The sequence below is a fragment of the Streptomyces sp. NPDC058741 genome, from assembly GCF_042746715.1.
Classification (GTDB): domain Bacteria; phylum Actinomycetota; class Actinomycetes; order Streptomycetales; family Streptomycetaceae; genus Streptomyces.
This window is the reverse complement of sequence record NZ_JBHYQH010000025.1, coordinates 53,666-70,685: the sequence shown is the minus strand read 5'-3', so window position 1 is coordinate 70,685 and position 17,020 is coordinate 53,666. Positions and strand designations below refer to the sequence as shown.

Annotated in this window: 17 protein-coding genes and 3 pseudogenes; 11 read left to right on the top strand and 9 right to left on the bottom strand. The window is 70.7% G+C overall.

The genetic code is table 11. From position 1 onward, the window contains the following. Nucleotides 1-69 precede the first annotated feature (69 nt). Both ACFW6P_RS20800 and ACFW6P_RS20795 read left to right on the top strand, forming a co-directional pair. A complete protein-coding gene (locus ACFW6P_RS20800; RefSeq protein ID WP_386355715.1) occupies nt 70-729 on the top strand; it encodes a DUF6232 family protein in 660 nt (219 codons plus the stop codon). Then, nucleotides 726-1,070, top strand: a complete 345-nt coding sequence (locus tag ACFW6P_RS20795) for a hypothetical protein (protein WP_386355718.1) — start codon at nt 726-728, stop codon at nt 1,068-1,070. The genes ACFW6P_RS20800 and ACFW6P_RS20795 overlap by 4 nt, the downstream gene beginning before the upstream one ends. Here ACFW6P_RS20795 and ACFW6P_RS20790 read toward each other — a convergent pair whose 3' ends face one another. From ACFW6P_RS20790 to uvrA, 4 genes and pseudogenes are all read right to left on the bottom strand, one after another. Further along, nucleotides 1,071-1,262 carry a DUF397 domain-containing protein gene (locus tag ACFW6P_RS20790; RefSeq protein WP_386355721.1) on the bottom strand — a complete coding sequence of 64 codons (192 nt, stop codon included), beginning with the start codon at nt 1,260-1,262 and terminating at the stop codon, nt 1,071-1,073. An 85-nt stretch (nt 1,263-1,347) separates the two neighbouring features. Further along, nucleotides 1,348-1,557, bottom strand: a pseudogene (locus ACFW6P_RS20785) (Scr1 family TA system antitoxin-like transcriptional regulator); the annotation flags it as partial. Beyond that, entirely contained in the window at nt 1,554-1,949 is a 396-nt protein-coding gene (locus tag ACFW6P_RS20780) for a DUF6281 family protein (protein WP_386355723.1), read from the bottom strand. The pseudogene ACFW6P_RS20785 and the gene ACFW6P_RS20780, both read right to left, overlap by 4 nt. Before the next feature lie 76 nt (nt 1,950-2,025). Beyond that, the gene (gene uvrA / locus ACFW6P_RS20775; RefSeq protein ID WP_386355886.1) at nt 2,026-4,473 is read right to left on the bottom strand and encodes an excinuclease ABC subunit UvrA; all 2,448 of its coding nucleotides are present in this window, start codon (nt 4,471-4,473) and stop codon (nt 2,026-2,028) included. Between the two features lie 81 nt (nt 4,474-4,554). Here uvrA and ACFW6P_RS20770 point away from each other — a divergent pair, with 81 nt between their 5' ends. Beyond that, on the top strand, nt 4,555-5,307 hold the full coding sequence (locus ACFW6P_RS20770) for a TioE family transcriptional regulator (RefSeq protein WP_386355889.1): 753 nt from the start codon (nt 4,555-4,557) through the stop codon (nt 5,305-5,307). A gap of 18 nt (nt 5,308-5,325) precedes the next feature. On the opposite strand, the pseudogene ACFW6P_RS20765 reads toward ACFW6P_RS20770, so the two are convergent. Continuing rightward, nucleotides 5,326-6,523 (bottom strand): annotated as a pseudogene (locus tag ACFW6P_RS20765) (RNA-guided endonuclease InsQ/TnpB family protein); the annotation flags it as partial. Between the two features lie 28 nt (nt 6,524-6,551). Between ACFW6P_RS20765 and ACFW6P_RS20760 the strand changes: the two are divergent. Continuing rightward, the gene (locus ACFW6P_RS20760) at nt 6,552-6,713 is read left to right on the top strand and encodes an Arc family DNA-binding protein (RefSeq protein WP_386355726.1); all 162 of its coding nucleotides are present in this window, start codon (nt 6,552-6,554) and stop codon (nt 6,711-6,713) included. A 408-nt stretch (nt 6,714-7,121) separates the two neighbouring features. After that, nucleotides 7,122-7,943, top strand: coding sequence for an SAM-dependent methyltransferase (locus ACFW6P_RS20755; RefSeq protein WP_386355728.1), 822 nt, complete (start codon nt 7,122-7,124; stop codon nt 7,941-7,943). A gap of 59 nt (nt 7,944-8,002) precedes the next feature. Here ACFW6P_RS20755 and ACFW6P_RS20750 read toward each other — a convergent pair whose 3' ends face one another. From ACFW6P_RS20750 to ACFW6P_RS20740, 3 genes are all read right to left on the bottom strand, one after another. Further along, nucleotides 8,003-9,043, bottom strand: a complete 1,041-nt coding sequence (locus ACFW6P_RS20750) for an SPFH domain-containing protein (RefSeq protein ID WP_386355731.1) — start codon at nt 9,041-9,043, stop codon at nt 8,003-8,005. 9 nt (nt 9,044-9,052) lie between these two features. Further along, nucleotides 9,053-9,484, bottom strand: coding sequence for an NfeD family protein (locus ACFW6P_RS20745; RefSeq protein WP_386355734.1), 432 nt, complete (start codon nt 9,482-9,484; stop codon nt 9,053-9,055). A gap of 89 nt (nt 9,485-9,573) precedes the next feature. Beyond that, complete coding sequence (locus ACFW6P_RS20740; RefSeq protein WP_386424338.1) at nt 9,574-11,082, bottom strand: SulP family inorganic anion transporter; 1,509 nt, start codon at nt 11,080-11,082, stop codon at nt 9,574-9,576. A 366-nt stretch (nt 11,083-11,448) separates the two neighbouring features. Here ACFW6P_RS20740 and ACFW6P_RS20735 point away from each other — a divergent pair, with 366 nt between their 5' ends. The 3 genes from ACFW6P_RS20735 to ACFW6P_RS20725 all read left to right on the top strand — a co-directional run bounded on the left by ACFW6P_RS20735 (nt 11,449) and on the right by ACFW6P_RS20725 (nt 12,867). After that, nucleotides 11,449-11,853 carry a MerR family transcriptional regulator gene (locus ACFW6P_RS20735; protein ID WP_386355740.1) on the top strand — a complete coding sequence of 135 codons (405 nt, stop codon included), beginning with the start codon at nt 11,449-11,451 and terminating at the stop codon, nt 11,851-11,853. A 147-nt stretch (nt 11,854-12,000) separates the two neighbouring features. Continuing rightward, nucleotides 12,001-12,561: a hypothetical protein gene (locus ACFW6P_RS20730; protein WP_386355743.1), complete on the top strand. Its 561-nt coding sequence runs from the start codon at nt 12,001-12,003 to the stop codon at nt 12,559-12,561. A gap of 114 nt (nt 12,562-12,675) precedes the next feature. Next, complete coding sequence (locus ACFW6P_RS20725; protein WP_386355746.1) at nt 12,676-12,867, top strand: hypothetical protein; 192 nt, start codon at nt 12,676-12,678, stop codon at nt 12,865-12,867. A 54-nt stretch (nt 12,868-12,921) separates the two neighbouring features. Here the strand turns inward: ACFW6P_RS20725 and ACFW6P_RS20720 are convergent, their stop codons facing one another. Further along, nucleotides 12,922-13,815 (bottom strand): phosphorothioated DNA-binding restriction endonuclease, encoded by an 894-nt coding sequence (locus ACFW6P_RS20720; RefSeq protein WP_386355749.1) that lies wholly within the window; start codon nt 13,813-13,815, stop codon nt 12,922-12,924. 1,068 nt (nt 13,816-14,883) lie between these two features. On the opposite strand from ACFW6P_RS20720, the gene ACFW6P_RS20715 reads away from it, so the two are divergent. The 3 genes and pseudogenes from ACFW6P_RS20715 (at nt 14,884) to ACFW6P_RS20705 (ending at nt 17,014) form a co-directional block, all read left to right on the top strand. Then, nucleotides 14,884-15,714, top strand: a complete 831-nt coding sequence (locus tag ACFW6P_RS20715; protein WP_386355752.1) for a hypothetical protein — start codon at nt 14,884-14,886, stop codon at nt 15,712-15,714. Nucleotides 15,715-15,855: 141 nt separating this feature from the next. Beyond that, nucleotides 15,856-16,134 (top strand): DarT ssDNA thymidine ADP-ribosyltransferase family protein, encoded by a 279-nt coding sequence (locus ACFW6P_RS20710; RefSeq protein WP_386355892.1) that lies wholly within the window; start codon nt 15,856-15,858, stop codon nt 16,132-16,134. Nucleotides 16,135-16,350: 216 nt separating this feature from the next. Next, nucleotides 16,351-17,014: pseudogene (locus tag ACFW6P_RS20705) on the top strand (YdcF family protein). The last annotated feature ends 6 nt before the right edge of the window (nt 17,015-17,020 follow it).

Below are 17,020 nucleotides of genomic sequence, written 5' to 3'. Positions count from 1 at the left end.
CGCTGTGCGGGGGTTTCGGGAAACGGGTTGCCCTGAGGCACACGCATGGTCGTCAATGGTGTTCACCCTGTGACCACCGGCCTTCAGAAGGACGCCATGGAGATCCAGCAGCCACCGGGGCAGTGGGACGTGCCACCCCCGCCCTCCACTCCGCCGCGTGCCATGACCGACGTCGAACTCCGTGTCCACAAGCGCCTGTTATGGGTCGACGGAGCGGCCTACCCCCTGCGCAACATCGCCCGGGTGTACACCTTCACCCTCCGCCCCAAGCGCAAGGAGGCGGTGTTCCGCTTCCTGTCCCGCACCGGGATCATCCTGGCCGTGGCCATCGGCCTGTCGATCGTCGGCGGTCTGATCTCCCTGGCGAGCACCTCCAGCGGCCCGTACGAGAGTGAGCAGTCCAGCGGCAGCGGACTGATCGTCTTCGTGTGGATCGTCTCCGGTGCGGCGCTGGTCTACTTCTTCGTCGAGATGCTCTCCGTGCTCACGGCCCCGTCGCACTACGTCCTCGCCGTCGAGACGGCCGGCCCCTCCACCGCGATGGTGACCAGCCCCGACCCGCAGCACCTGGACCGGCTCGTGGGCTACGTCTCGGGCGCGCTGGAGAACCCCGACACGGAGTTCCAGGTGACGGTGGAGCGCCTGACGATCAACTCTCCGACCAACTACCACTTCGGCGACAGCGTGAACATGTACGGCGGCAGCGGGAACACGGGGATCGCGGCATGAGCGGAAACAACTACTACTACGGCGACAACGTCAACATGCACGGCGGCAGCGGCAACACGGGCATCGTGAAGAACGGCGGCTCGGGCGAGGCGGATCCCGCGCTGCGGCTGGCTCTGGCCGAACTGCTGCAGGGCGTGCGGGAGTTGCGCGAGCAGCTGCCGCAGCCCAGCGTGCAGCTCATCGACGAGTCCCTGCCGGTGCTGGCCGCGGACGCGGCGCCGGTGCCGGAGCGGCACCGGGCGCTGATGGCCGTCGCCGCGATCGCCGCGGCGGTCGGTGCGGTGGGCCAGCCGGTCGCGGAGGCCGCCAACCGGGTCTTGCAGATGCTGGGCGGGCAGTAGTCAGCGCACGGAGCCGATGAACGCCGACCAGGCGGACCGGCCTACGACCAGGACCGGTCCGTCAGGGGTCTTGCTGTCGCGAACGGGGACGGCGGCGGGGATATCGGGGCTTACTTCGATGCAGTCCCCGCCGTTGGCGCCGCTGTGGCTGCTCTTGATCCAGGTCGCCGCGCGCAGCTGGTGGCTGTTCATGGGGCTCGTACCCTTCCCTCACGTCGCTGATCAGAGCGGCGGACCGAGGTGCTGACAGGGCGTCCGCTCTGAGCACATCATAAGAACCCATGTGCTGCGTGAAGACGGCCGGATCATCGCTGAAGTGGCCCCGGTCGAGCGATTCCGAGTAGACCCAGCGTTCGCCGCCCGGAAGCTCGATCAACGACAGGGACGTGTCGGGGCGGTCGATCTCCGGGCGGTTCGACGAGGCGATCTGGACACGGATGTTGGGTAGCCGTCCCACGGCCAGCAGATGCTCGCGCTGGTCCCTCATGACGTCCGGGCGTCGGTCAGCTTCCGCAGTTCGGGTGGGAGTTGCCCGACGGACTCCGCGACGACGAGACTATGGGCGCCGGTGTCCTCGGCGACCGCGACCGCGACGGCGGGGTCCACGCCCGGCACGGCGTACGCGGTCGTCAGGACCGTGCCCTCCCCGGCGTCGCCGTCGCCGGGCGTGTCGTCGCAGGCCGGACGGGTGGCGGGGCCGAGCGACCGCCCCACGGGCACGCCGGTCTCCTCCCTCCCGAGGTAGGTGCGGCCGTCGTACTCGACGACGTAGGCGCAGGAGAGCGCGGGCCCCGCGTCGGCGTCCGGGGACGAGGGCACGCAGCCCGCGGTCAGGGGGACGAGCACGGCCACCGCCCACCACGGCATCGACGTGCTCATCGGTGCTCCTCCTTCCGGGGCCCGAGCCCCTTCGGCGAGGGCCACGCGACGAAGACCGGCGCGGGGCCGGAAACGTTCAGTGCCCGGGCACACCCTGGGCCACGAGCCGCCCGCCGCCCGCGCCGCCCTCCGGGCCGAGGTCGATCAGCCAGTCCGAGGCGCGGGCGACATCGGTGTTGTGCTCGATGGTGACGACCGAGTGCCCGGCGTCGACCAGGCGCTGGAGGACGTCGAGGAGGCGGGCGGTGTCGGCGGAGTGCAGGCCCGTCGTCGGTTCGTCGAGGAGGTACAGGACTCGGCCCGTCGTGCGCCGGCCGAGTTCCTTCGCGAGCTTCAGGCGCTGGGCCTCGCCTCCGGAGAGGGTGGTGGCGGGCTGGCCCAGCGGGAGGTAGCCGAGGCCGACGTCCGCCATGCGGCGCAGCCGGGCGGCGACCGCCGGGACGTCCTCGAACAGGGTCAGCGCCTCGTCCACCGTCGCCTGGAGCACCTCGGCGATGTCGTGGTCCTCGTACCGGACGGACAGCGCCTCCGGCCGGAAGCGGCGGCCCTTGCACGTCGGGCAGCGCACCTGGACCGCCGGGAGGAAGTGCATGCGGACGGTGAGGACGCCCGCGCCCTCGCAGCGTTCGCAGCGTCCGCCGGGCACGTTGAAGGAGAAGTGGCCGGGGGTGAGGGAGCCTTTGCCGCGGGCGGCGAAGAGCTCGCGGATCGGGGTGAAGACGTCCGCGTAGGTGGCGGCGTTGGAGCGCGGGACGCGGCTGACGGGCTCCTGGTCGATGAGGACGGCCTTGGACAGGTGCTCCCAGCCGTCGACGCCGTCGTGCTCGGCGGGCGGGTCCCCGGCCCGGTGGAAGTGGCGGCGGGCGGCGCGGCCGAGGACGTCCAGCAGCAGCGTCGACTTGCCCGAGCCGGACGGGCCGGTGACCGTGACCAGGCGGCGCAGCGGGATCCGTACGGTGAGGTCCTTGAGGTTGTGGGCGCGTGCTCCGCGGATGACTACGGCCGTGTCGCCGTCGCCGCGCCGGCGTGAACCCGGTACGGACAGGCGGCCGGAGAGGTAGGCGCCGGTGACCGAGCCGTCGGTGCGGGCGACCTCCTCGGGGGTGCCGGCGGCGACGATCCGGCCGCCGTCCCGGCCCGCGCCGGGGCCGACGTCGACGACGTGGTCGGCGGCGCGCAGCACCTCCAGGTCGTGTTCGATGACCAGCACGGTGTTGCCGAGGTCGCGCAGGCGGCGCAGGACGCCGACGAGGCGGGCGGTGTCGGAGGGGTGCAGTCCGATGGTGGGCTCGTCCAGTACGTAGAGCACGCCGGTCAGTCCGGAGCCGAGCAGGGCGGCCAGCCGCAGCCGCTGGGTCTCGCCGGCGGAGAGGCTGGGCGTGGCCTGCCCGAGGGTGAGGTAGCCGACGCCTGCGTCGACCAGGCGCCGTACCCGTTCCTCCAGGTCGGCGACGACCGGCTCGACGAGCCGCCACTCGTCCCCGGCGGACCGCTCCCGCAGACCGTCGAGCCAGGTGCCGAGGTCGGTCAGCGGGAGCCGCGCGGCGTCCACGAGAGTGAGGCCGTGCACGGTCACCGCCCGGCTCTCCGGCCGCAGCCGGGTGCCGCCGCACTCCTCGCAGGGCTGCTTCACCAGGCCCTGCCGCTCGGCGCGTTCGCGGTACTCGGGGTCGTCGGCGCGGTCGGTGTAGCGGCGCAGCAGTGCCGTCGCGACCCCTTCGAAGCGGCCCGCCGACACGGTCCTGGGCGGTTCGGTGTCCGGGAAGTGCCTCCGGAACTGCGGGCTCTCGACGCCGTGGAGCAGCAAGTCGGTCTCGGTCAAGCCCAGTTCGTCGACGGGCCGGTCGGTGTCGAAGGTGAAGCCGTAGTGCGCGGCGGCGGCGCGCAGCTGGGGCAGGCTCCACTCGGTGAACTTCGCGTTCCAGCCGCGCACAGCGCCCTCGGCGACCGACCTGGCGCCGTCGAGCAGGCGCCGTGCGTCCGGCCGGACGACCTCGCCGAGGCCCGTGCAGGCCGGGCAGGCCCCGGCGGGCTTGTTGAAGGAGAAGGAGCCCATGACCAGGTCGGGCACGAGGGTGCCGCAGTGCGGGCAGGGCCGCTGCTCGGCCTCGGCGTCCTCGTCCGGCTCGGTGCCGTCGGCGTAGGACGGCGGGATGCTCCGACCGCAGCCGGGGCACGGCCGTACGCCGACGCGCGACCACAGCAGCCGCAGGTAGGTGAAGACCTCGGTGACCGTGCCGACCGTGGAGCGCGGGCTGCGGTTGGTGTGGTGCTGGTCGACGCTGATGGACGGGGACAGGCCGGTGATCGAGTCGACGGCGGGCTTGTCGACGAAGCCGGTGACCATGCCCAGCGACTCCAGGTACTGCCGCTGGCCCTCGCGGTGGAGGGTGTCGAAGGCGAGGGTGGACTTGCCGGAGCCGGACAGTCCGGTCAGGACGACCAGCTTGTTCTTCGGCAGGGAGAGGGAGACGTTCCTGAGGTTGTTCAGACGCGCACCGGTGACGTGAATGCAGGGGTCCATTCCTTCAAGTGTTCCATTGAAGTGTTGAATTGAGACTTTGACCGGCTCCGGGGCGATTCTGCTGGCGTAACCTTCAAATCGATGACGAACGACCGCCGCCTCCGCCCCGTCGACCTGGCCCGTCTGGCCGGTGTCTCGACGCAGCAGATCCGCAATTACGAGGAGGCCGGTGTCCTCCCTCCGGCCGCCCGCACGGCGTCGGGCTACCGCGTCTTCGGGGACGTGCACCGCCGCGCGCTGCTGGCGTACCGGACGCTGCTGCGGGGCCACGGCCCGGTGACCGCGACGGCGATCATGCGCAGGGTCCATGAAGGGGACGTCGCGGGCGCGCTCGCGCTGCTGGACGCGGCGCACGCGGCGGTGCACGAGGAGCGGGTGTCCCTGCGGGCGGCGGGCGAGGCCCTGGAACTCCTCGCACTGCACCCCCCGGCGCCGCTCCCCCGCTCCGGCGGACTGCGCATCGGCGAGGTGGCCGCGCTGCTGGGCGTCCGGACGTCCGCGCTGCGGGTGTGGGAGGGGGCCGGGCTGCTCGCACCGGGCCGCGAGCGCGGCACGGGCTACCGGCTGTACGAGCCTGCCGATGTGCGCGACGCCCGGCTGGTGCACACGCTGCGCCGCAGCCACTACCTGTTCGACCAGATCGGGCCGGTGCTGGAGGGCCTGCGGCGGGAGGGCGGCACCGAGGCCCTGCACGCGGCGATCACGTCCCGCGGCGAGGCCCTGACGGCGCGGACCAGGGGGATGATCGAGGGGGCGGGGGCGTTGCACGACTACCTCACGCGGCTCCCCGAGGCGGGGACGGGGGCGGCGGGGCCGGACCGGGCGACCCGGTGAGGCCTGGCCGCCGGCGGTCAGCGGTCCGCCAGCTCTTACACGATCAGCACCAGCCGGGTTGAGACCAGCCCGGACCGCATCACGCGGGCGGAGTTCTTGTCCCGGGGGGAGACGGCTCCGCACGCGGTGCAGGTGCAGGTACGTTCCGAAAGAGGTGGTGCGTGCTTGGTTCTCGCTCCGCACTGCGCGCAGTCCATGGTGGTGTGCGCGGGATGCACGAGACGGATGTCCCGTGCGTGCTTGCGGCCCATCTCGATCAGGGCCGTCTTGGTGGCGCCGATCGCAGCGTCGGCGGCCTTGCGGGCCGTGGTGGACTTCGCGAGGAACTTCGGGCGAAACTCCTCCACCGCGATGGCGTCGTGGTCGCGCACGACGGTCTTGGCCCACCTGCGGGCGGTGTCCTGTCGCTGCCGGGCGACCTTCTTGTGCAGCTGCGGTCTGCGCCTGGGCTTGCCGGTAGCCGTTGGACGCGGCCTGTCCGCGCGATGGCTTCCGGCGGGCCATCATCCGCTGGTACCGGGCAGAGTTTCTGCGCGGCGGTCTTCCCGTGTTGCGGGTGGGGGAGGTCGTGGGCGTCGGATGTGGTGGTGGCGGTCTCCTTGACGCCCCAGTCCACGCCGAGCACCCGCCCGGTGGCGGGGAGCGGCGGTACCTGCGTGGCAACGACGAACGACGCGTACCAGTGGCCGGGGCTGTCGCGGTGCACGCGCACGCTCGACCGCGCGGACGGCAGGTCGCGGGACCACGGTCAGCGCGATCCCGCCCGCCAGGTGCAGGCGGCCGTCCTTCAACCGGAAGCCGCGGGTGGTGTAGTTCAGCGTGGGCAGCGCGTCCCGCTTGCGCTTGATGCGGGGCATCCCGGCACGCTGCCGGACCGCAGCTTCGCCTTGATGTCCTTGAGCGCCTTGGCACGGGACCTGGCGAAGTCGCGGATGGTCTGCTGCTGCGGCACCGAGGCGCCCTCACGCAGCCATGCCATCGCGCTCCGCGCCTCGGTCAGCAGCTTGTCGAGCTGCGCCGGTCCGCACGTCGTCTTCTCGGCCGCCCCCTGGTTCGCGGCGTGGACCTTGCGGGACATGGCCACGCACTCGTTCCCCAGCCACCGGCAGCGTGCCCACTCGGCCTCCAGGCCGGCGCGGGCGGTCGACGACACGCGGAGCCGGTAGGTGTACCGGGCGCGCCCGGCATCCCCCACACCTCCCCGTGGTGTCGTCATGACACCACCGTATCCCTACAAGGGGGGCATGAATCATGAGGAAGTGCGCATCACGCTCCGCCTGCCCGCAGACCTCCACGCATGGCTCATCACCGTCGCCAAGCGCGACCGGCGGTCCCTCAACTCCGAGATCGTCCACCGGCTGGAGGTCGGGCGCGACGACACCCCGGCAGACGACCAATCGCCCTGACGGCGATTGCTCTATCCCATGCCCCGCTACGCGGAGCTGCGATTCCTCCCCGGCCTGAAGGCCGGGGCGTCCTCGAAGGAAACACGGTGACGGAACCGTGCTCGAGAGTGGTCCCGGGCCGTACGGCCGCCACGCGCACCGCGCGGCACTCCCCGACCTCGGTCACCGGCCGCCGCGGGCGCGGTCGGCCTCGGTTCGGCGGTGCCGTGGCACCCGACACCTGGCACCCGGCACCCGGCACCCGGCACCTGGCCGGATCGACCGGCAAGCCGTCACGGTGATTCCAGTCTGATCAAGGGCTGACGTGCCTCCCTCCGTCAATCCCGGTCCCGAACGAGGTCGCCGCTCCCAACCACTGGCTCTACATTGCTTTCTGACTGATAATCGGCCTGAGCTGAGGGGCATCCCGTGGAGAAGATCTCTGCTGCGTCGACCGAGGCGCGCAAGCGCATCAAGACCGACCAGCCGCACACGGCCCGGATCTGGAACTACTGGCTGGGCGGTAAGGACAACTACGAGGTCGACCAGGCGGCCGGAGACCAGATCCGCACGCTGCACCCGGGGATCGGCGACTACGCCCTCGCCGACCGGCAGTTCCTCGGGCGCGCCGTGCGGTACCTCGCCGGTGAGTGCGGGATCAGACAGTTCCTCGACATCGGCACCGGCCTGCCCACCGCCGACAACACGCACGAGGTCGCCCAGGGTGTCGCGCCGGAGTCCCGCATCGTCTACGTCGACAACGACCCCATCGTGCTGGCCCACGCCGAGGCCCTGCTGACCAGCACGGCGGAAGGGCGCACCGACTACCTCGACGAGGACCTGCGCAACGTCGACTCGATTCTGGAGCAGGCGGCGCAGACCCTGGACTTCAGTGAGCCGGTGGCGTTGGTCCTGCTCGGCGTCGTCATCTTCATCGAGGACGACCAGGAGGCGTACGGGATCGTGCGGCGCCTGATGGACGCGCTGCCCGCGGGCAGCCACCTCGTCCTGTCGCACACGGTCACCCGGCCGGACATGCCGGACGTCGACGCCGCGGTGGCCTTCTGGAACGAGCACGGCACGCCGAAGCTGACCCAGCGCACCCCGGAGGCCATCACCGGGTTCTTCGACGGGCTGGAGCTCCTCGAACCGGGCGTGGTGTCCTGCAACCGCTGGCGCCCGGAGGACGACGGCGAGGGCGGTCTGCCCTCCGAGGTGGCCATGTTCGGCGGCGTCGGCCGCAAGGGCTGACGAGGCCGGCCCGACCCCGGCCCCTTCCGTCCCGCGCGTGCGCTGGAGCGGGGAGACGCTCAGCGGGGAGGGCGGCCGGCCGGTGGCGGGGCGGCCGGCGTGGTGCTGTCCGCCTCCGCCGCGTCGGCGACTGCCTCCGCCGCGGCCTCGGCCGCCTGCGCGGTGTCGCTGGCGGCCTGGGCGGCCATGGCGTCGTCCACCGGCGTCTCGCGGGTGGCGGCCGAGGGGGGCAGCACCTCGCTGAACGCCTTGGACACGCCCTGGAGCGCGGAGGTGATCTCGCTGGGGATCACCCAGAAGTTGTTGCCCTGGCCCTGCGCCAGCTGGGGCAGGGCCTGGAGGTACTGGTAGGCGAGGAGCTTGGGGTCCGGGTCGTTGCGGTGCACGGCCTGGAACACCTCGTCGATGGCCCGGGACTGTCCTTCGGCCTGGAGGATCGCGGCGGTCCGGTTCCCCTCCGCCCGGAGGACGGCGGCCTGCTTGTCGCCCTCGGCGGTGAGGATCTGCGACTGGCGCTGCCCCTCCGCGCCGAGGATCGCGGCCCGCTTGTCCCGCTCGGCGCGCATCTGCTTCTGCATCGCGTCCTTGATGGACTGCGGCGGATCGATGGCCTTGATCTCCACCCGGTTGACCCGCAGCCCCCATTTGCCCGTGGCCTCGTCCAGCACTCCGCGGAGCTGGCTGTTGATGGTGTCCCGCGAGGTGAGGGTCTTCTCCAGGTCCATGGAGCCCACCACGTTGCGCAGCGTGGTGACGGTGAGCTGCTCGACGGCCTGGAGGAAGCTGGCGATCTCGTAGAAGGCCGCGCGCGGGTCGGTGACCTGGAAGTACAGGACGCTGTCGATCTCCACCACGAGGTTGTCCTCGGTGATGACCGGCTGGGGCTTGAAGGAGACGACCTGCTCCCGGAGGTCGATGAGCGGACGGACCCGGTCGATGAAGGGGATGACGAGGCTCAGGCCCGGAGTCAGCGTGCGGTGGTAGCGGCCCAGCCGCTCCACGTTGCGCGCCCGTGCCTGGGGGACGATGCGCACGGCCCGTATCACGATGAAGATCGCGATGAGGGCGACGATCAGACCGGCGATGGCGGCTGCGGACATGTCCGTACCTCAGTCCCGGGGGTAGACGAATGCGGTGGTGCCGCTGATCTCCATGACGTCGACGGCCGTGCCGGGCTCGATCACCAGCGTCTCGTCGTAGCTGCGGGCGGTCCACTCCTCGCCGTCGATGCGCACCCTGCCGCCCGCGCCGGTCACCCGCGTCACGACGTAGGCGGTCCTGCCGACCAGCGCCTCGACACCGAAGCGGGCCGTCGGCGGCGGACGCAGGTGACGCACCGCGACGGGCCGCAGGAACAGCACGGTGACGCCGGCGACGACGGCGTAGACCAGGAACTGGAAGGGCACCGGCAGTCCCAGGGCGGCGGCTCCGGACGTGACCAGCGCGGCCGCGCTCAGCATGCCGAGGGCGGCGGTGAGCGTGAAGATCTCCGCCACGGCCAGCACACCCGCGACGATCAGCCATATGAGCCACGGGTCCATGGGGAGCCCTTTCACCGGCCGCAGCGCCTATGTGTCACTTTAGTTGCCTTTACAGCCTTTCGCTCCGGTCTGCCGTGCGGCTGAGCCGGTCAGTGGCCGCCGGTGAGCTCCCCACTGAGCGTCTCGTGGATCCGGGCGCTGGGCTCGTTCAGGCCCGTGATCTCCACGGTCTTGCCGCGCTGGGCGTACTTGGTCTCGACGGCGTCGAGAGCGGCGACGGAGGAGGCGTCCCAGATGTGGGCGGCGGACAGGTCGATGACGATCCTGCCGGGGTCGGTGGCGTAGTCGAAGCGGCCGACCAGGTCGTTGGAGGAGGCGAAGAACAACTCGCCGGTGACCCGGTAGACGACGGTGCCGCCGTCGGGGTCGGTGACGGCGGTGACCTCGGCGAGGTGCGCGACGCGTTTGGCGAAGACGACCGTCGCGGCGATCGAGCCGACGACGACGCCGATGGCGAGGTTGTGGGTGGCGACCACGCACACGACGGTGATCACCATGACGGTGATCTCACCGGCCGGCATCCGGCGGAGGGTCTTCGGGGCGACGGAGTGCCAGTCGAAGGTGGCCACCGACACCATGATCATGACGGCGACCAGCGCGGCCATGGGGATGCCGGAGACGATCGGCCCGAAGGCGATGCACAGCACCATCAGGAACGCTCCGGCCAGGAACGTCGACAGTCGCGTGCGGGCGCCGGACACCCGCACGTTGATCATCGTCTGGCCGATCATCGCGCAGCCGCCCATGCCGCCGAGGAAGCCGGTGACGATGTTGGCGACGCCCTGGCCGACGGACTCGCGGGTCTTGGAGGAGTGGGTGTCGGTGATGTCGTCGACCAGTTTCGCGGTCATCAGCGACTCCATCAGGCCCACCAGCGCCATCGCGAGCGCGTACGGCGCGACGGTCGTCAGGGTGTCCGGGGTGAACGGCACGTCCGGCAGGCCGGGCACCGGCAGCGAAGAAGGCAGGTCGCCCTTGTCGCCCACGGTCGGCACCGCGATCCCGGCCGCGACGGTGAGGACGGTGAGGATCACGATGGACACCAGCGGCGCCGGGACCACCGTGGTGACCTTCGGGAAGAACACCATCAGCGCGAGTCCGGCGGCGATCAGCGGATAGACCGGCCAGGGGACGTCCGTCATCTCCGGCACCTGCGCCATGAAGATGAGGACGGCGAGGGAGTTGACGAAGCCGACCATCACACTGCGCGGCACGAACCGCATCAGCCCGGCCACGCCGAGCGCGCCCAGGATGATCTGGAAGACGCCGGCGAGGATGACGGCCGCGACGAGGTGGCCGAAACCGTGCTCGCGGTTCAGGGGGGCGATCACGAGGGCGACGGCACCGGTGGCTGCGGAGATCATCGCCGGCCGGCCGCCGACGACGGCGATCGTCACGGCCATCGTGAACGACGCGAACAGGCCGACAGCGGGGTCGACCCCGGCGATGATCGAGAACGAGATCGCCTCGGGGATCAGCGCCAGGGCGACCACGAGACCGGCCAGCACCTCGGTGCGCAGCACCTTCGGGTCGGACAGCCAGGACGGACGCCGGGAGCCGCGCAGCCACGCGGCCGGGGACGATGCGGAGGAAGGCAAGAGGAAGGGAACCTGTCGTGCTCGGGCACACCCGGCATCACGGCGGGCGCGCGGGAAGGGACGGAGGACCGCAGCGCTCCCGGACGAAGTCCGCGAGCGGCACGGGGAAGTCAGCCGGCGACGGCCGGACGACCCATGAGGGCGCCGGGCGCCGCGTCGGGACGAAGGGTCACGGCGGGCAGGCGGCGGCGAGGCCGGGCATCACGGACATGCGCACGCTCTCTCCTGCGGACGAGGGTCTTCGCCGGGGACGGCATCCCGCACCATGGGAACGGACACGGCGGGCAGCCGGTCCGCACACCCGGGCAACCCTACCCTAACGTTAGAGTAGGGTTTGCCCGCCAGGCGACGAGGAAGGCATCACGCGTGAGCGGCGAGCACATGCAGATCGGCGAGGTCGCGGCACGCACCGAGCTGTCGCTGCGCACCATCCGGCACTACGAGGACACCGGCCTCGTCATCCCCTCAGCGCGCTCGCAGGGCGGCTTCCGTCTCTACACGGAGGCCGACGTCGCCCGCCTGATGGTCATCCGCCGTATGAAGCCGCTCGGCTTCAGTCTCGACGAGATGCGCGCCCTGCTCGACGCCACCGACCGGCTCGACGCCGGCGAGGCGCTGCCGCCCGCGGAGCGCGAGCAACTCCTGGAGCGGATCCGGGGCTTCGAGCAGGCGGCCCAGCAGCGGGTCCAGGATCTGCGCACGAAACTGGCGCGGGCGGAGGAGTTCGCGGCCACGCTGGCGGAGCGCCTGCCGGGTACGCCCCCCTCCTGACGCGGCCTGCGGAGCGCTGGGTCCTGTCCCGCCCGGCACGTGGCAGTCGGGGCGCCGACCGCGGTGAACCGACCCCCGCGTTCGTACGTGGACTCGCGCAGTCGATGTTCGCCGGTACGGCGCCGGTGGCCGGGGGGAGGCACGCCGATGTGCCGAGTGGATCACGAGGCGGCGGCGGTGGCCGCGACGGCGGCCCTGACGGCGGCCCACCCGCACCTGAGGCAAGCGGCTTCCCCGCATCCGGCGCTGGAAGGCTGCGAGGACGTGCCGTGGTCGTCGCTGCCCGGCTGCCCGGCCGATGTCCCCGTCATCCTGCGCGGGCTGCTCGATCCGGACGCGGCGGAGACGGCCGAGCGCGCCTTGGACTGGGTGGTGATGTCGGGCCCGATGTCCATCAGCGCCGCGATGCCGGCGGTCGTCCCGTACCTGCTGCGACTGGCCGCCGATCCATCGGTCCCGCGCCGGGCCGAGTTGTTCGAGATCGTGCTCGTGGCCGCCGCCCTGTCCGCGCCGACGGACCGGGACAACGCGTGGGACCTGGCGATCGGCGGCCCCGAGGCCGACCACCCGGAACGGGCCCGGTGCCGAGCGGCCTTCGCCGCCGACGCGGCGTGGGTCCGGCGCCTGCTGGACGACGACGCACTGCCGTCCGGCCGGCCTCTGGACGAGGGCGAGCGGGCCTCACTGGTCGAGGCGGCCCGGCTGTGACCGGCGACGGCTCCTCCGGGTTCGGACGGGAACCCGGAGGCACCGGACGGCGGCAGTTGATGCCACCGGGTCACCGACCGGGAAGAGCTCCGGTGAGTCGCCGCAGGGATCCCCATGACCGACTTCGGGCCGGCCTCCGCCGTCTTCGCACCGCGCTTCTCCCGGGCGGGCGCTGCCGGCCCGAAGGAGCTCTTCGGCACGACCGGCGGCAAGCCGACGCAGATCCGGAACCGGAGGGTCTTCGTCGTGGTCGGACCGACCCTGGCCGTGTTCGGACTTCTGCGCACCGTCGGCGTGGCCGGTTGAGCGGTGCGGCGCCCGGCTGCACCTCGCCGCACCGCTGGTTCCCCGCCGCCCGGGTCAGGCGGTCGGGGCAGGGCGCGGTTCGCCGTGGAAGACCTGCCGGACGTGCCACTCGCGGTGAGCCGCGGCGACCGGATGCGCGCCGGGCTGGGGGCCGAGGAGAGGGCGGCCCGCCAGGGAGGTGACGTGCTCGCGGGCGGCAGGACTGTGACCGACGAACCGCTGTGAGACGAGGACGCGCCGGCCGTCCCCCACGCCGAGGACGCCCTTGTCGAAGAGCCTGTGGTGCAGCGAGCACAGGCACAGCCCGTTCTCGACCTCGTCGGGTCCGCCGAACGCCCACCAGCGCACGTGAGCGGCCTCCAGGCCGACCGGCACCGCGCCGATCCTGCCGTCGTACCCGCAGAAGGCGCAGCGGTACTCGTAGGCGGTCAGCACCAGTTCCCGCATCCGCGGGTCCCGCCGCCTGCGTACCGCGGAGAGCCGCTCGACCTCCGCGGGCTCCAGGTCCAGTCCGACGGCTTCGCACAACTCCCCGTGCAGGGAGGGTGGGAAGTGCAGGTCGAGCAGGGACCGCGCGATCCTGCCGAGCAGGTCCGGCTCGCGCCGCAGCGCCGCTCTCAGGTCCGGGGCGAGCCGGCCGGTGGCGCCCGTCTCACGAAGGTCGCGCACCCCGCTGCCCGGGCTGCCGGGTCCGCGGTCGGTACGCACTTCCCATACGCCGTCGCTGACGAGGTGATGGAAGGGATAGGCGGGGGTCGTCTTGTGGGGCGGCCCGTACTCGGCCAGCAGGCGCTGCAGATCGCACTCCACCGCGGTGTACCGCAGAGCGCCGTCGGCGTCCTCCTGGAACCGCCCGAGGGCGTAGAGAAGCAGCAACGGCTTGTGCGGAGCCCGCGTCCCGCTCCGTGTCCACTGCCTCAGCTTCGCCATGCGCCCCAGCCAGTCCATGGCGGGTGATCGTAGAGGGGATTCCGGTCAAAGAAGTGCCGTGCGCCGGAGCCGCCCGGGCCTTCTCACGTCGCGCCTGTGCCGCTTTGCGGCTTTCTCGCGCGTGATGCGGGCCAAGAGGCAGGGCTGATTCCGCCCAGCACGCACCACGCTGAACTCCTCCCGGCAGTACTGCCACGACCAGGCCGGGAACCTCACCATCCAGGGCGTCGACCCCGGTTGCCCGCGATGCACCACCCACAGCGTGAACGACGCCCAGCGGATCACCGCCAAGAACACTCTTCCCCAACGGCCCGCTCGGCCACTCGGCCGCTCGGGGCTCCCTCAGTGGCTCCAGCGGCGACGTCGGTCAGGGCTGGACCGGCGAGTGGTCCTGCGAGCTGGGTCCCGCCGGCTTCACCGGGAACACGCAAGGTGATGCGGGCTTCGGGACAGACGGCAGTACCGATAAGCGCTCGATGAACGCGAAACACACGTTCCAGAAGAAGAACCCGAAGGAGCGGGCGCCATGCCCGTTGCTGTTCACCTGGCCGCATTCGAGTATCTGGCCAAGCCGAAAGGGCCCTCATGGAGCCCCTGCCTGGCGATAGGAACGGTGTGCTCTTCGCGATCATCATCGCGTTCCTTCCACGTTGCCGACACGACGTCTCCGACGATCTCCGCAGAGGCGGCATTCCGCGAGGCGCCCTGCTGAAGCGAGTCGCCTACCGGGCCCGGCGGAGACGCCATCACGGACTGGCGGATTCCGGCGCCTTGACCGGCCGCACCAGCCGGCGGGACACCATCGGCTTTCCAGGTTCATGTGCCCTGGGTATGCCCGGAGAGCGCTCCTGGTGAGGTCGCTTCCGGCTGTCGGGACCGTCCTTGTTCCCCTGCCCCCCTCACCGGCACCGGTGCTCAGCCAATTAGGTGGAAGGGCAAATTGCCGCGGCGTGCGCCTAGGTGCCAGGTCTTTGCACTGCCGTATGTTCTCGACCCGTTCCTCGCAGCACAGAACCCACCCCTATGGACTGAAAGGACACCATGTCTGTTCGCACGACGATCAGGCGCGTCGCTCAGGTCGCCGGTATGAGCGCCATCATGGCCATCGGCGCTTCCGCCTTGCCGGCGACCGCACAGGCCGACACGTTCGTCGCCTGCAACGAAGGCGCTCTGTCGACAGCCATCACCGACGCCAACGCCGCACCGTCTGCCGTGCTCTCGCTGGCTCCGGGCTGCGTCTACACCCTGACCACGCGGCTTCCGGAGGTGACCGGGAACATCACGATCAACGCGAATGGCGACACCATCACCCGCGACAGCGGGGCCGCCGCCTTCCGCGTCTTCACGGTCTCCGGCCAGCTCACCCTGAACGGCGCGACCATCTCCAATGGAGACGCGACCGGGGAAAGCGTGAATTTCGGCGGGGGAATCGGCGTGATCGGCTCGGGCTCCCTTTTCGTCGAGCGGAGCGACATCCTCAACAATCAGGCCGCCTTCTCCGGCGGAATCGGTGGCCTTTCGGGTACGACGGTCACGGTCGATCGCACCACCATCTCGGGCAACAGGGCGACGCAGACGGGTGGTGGCTTCATCGCCGACGGCATCGGGACCATCACCAACAGTCGAGTCATCGGGAACAGTGCCGGAAACCTGGGGGGCGGAATCGCCAACCAGGGCCAGTTGACGGTCCAGGCCAGCAACATCAACGACAACGTGGCGCGTGATGGTGGCGGGATCGCCAACATCGGCGGCAGCGCCGACCTGACCCGCACCAACGTCAACAGCAACGTGGCCACGGACGGAGCAGGCGCCGGCGGCATTCTCAGGACCAACGGCACGGTCAGCCTCAACAGCAGCCGTGTCCGCGGTAACACGCCGACCAACTGCGCCGGCACGGTACCCGGCTGCACACGCTGAAGCGGTGCCGCGCCAGAGCCTTCGGCTTCTGGCGCGGCCCTGTCCCCCCACGAGATCAGCCGGCGCAGCCGGGAGACCGGGTCGGGCTTGTCCGGACTGTCGGCCGCCACCCGGCTGGCGCGCAGAGTCGGTGCCTGGTCCGTGCGCCGCGCCACAGGAGCGGACGGACTGAACGCGATGTTCGCTGACGTCGTCAGTGGTCGCTACTCCCAACCGATGGCACGATTCGCTGGTCAGTCTGCCTCTTGGACTACGGATCGTCAGGCGGAGGTGCTGTACCCGGGGCGCTTGTCCTTGGTGAAGTTGCAGCGTGTGTACGTGCGGGAGGAGCATCATGCGGATGACATCAGCGGGTGGTTCGCCAGTTTCCCGTCCACTCCTGCTGTACCGGTCGTCTGCGCACCCGAGGTTTTCACATGAGCCCCACTGACGCTACAGAGGTTCTTCAGCGACGCACAAATTCAGCACTATGGGCGGCTTGGGCTGATTCGCTGGGATTTGTTACCGAGCTAACGGATGAGGCGGGTATGCACCGCCGTCTTGCCGGGCGTGCTTTGCTGGAGCCCTTGGAGTGGAAGCGCCGCGTTGGGGGTAAATTCGGAGCCGCTGTAAATCTTCCTGCAGGAACCTACAGCGATGATGCACCAGCAGGACCGGATCGGTGACGAACAGTTTTGCGATGCGACGCTGATCTGGAACTACCACCAGATGGGACACGAGCAGCGGCCGTGCTCGGCGGCGATCGGCCTGGGCAGCCACGACCTCGGTGTGGCCACCGCGGCCGCTGGTTTGTACCGCGCTGGCCTTTTCAAAGTCGTGGTGTTCAGTGGCGGCAACAGTCCCATGGGCCCGCTTCCCGCGTGGCGAGGCCGTCCATTACCGCGAGCACGCGCTGAGCCTGGGCGTGCCGGACGAGGCGGTCCTGGTCGAGTCAAAGGCAGCCAACACTGGCCAGAACATCACCTTCTCCCGCGAGTTGTTGGCCAAGGCCGGCATCCGGGTCGAGTCGCTCCTGTTGATCTCCAAGCCGTACATGGAGCGCCGTTCGTACGCGACCTGCCGCAAGCTGTGGCCTGAGGTGGACGTCGTGTGTGCCTCCGAGCCGCTGGAGTTGGACGACTACATCAAGTCCATCGGCGACGAGAAGCTCGTCGTGGACATGCTGGTGGGCGATCTGCAACGGGTGATCGAGTATCCGAAGCTCGGCTTCGCCGTCGAGCAGGAAGTGCCAGCGGATGTGTATGACGCCTACGAGCGACTTGTGCGGGCCGGGTTCGACAGCCGTCTTGTCACTGGCTGACGGCGA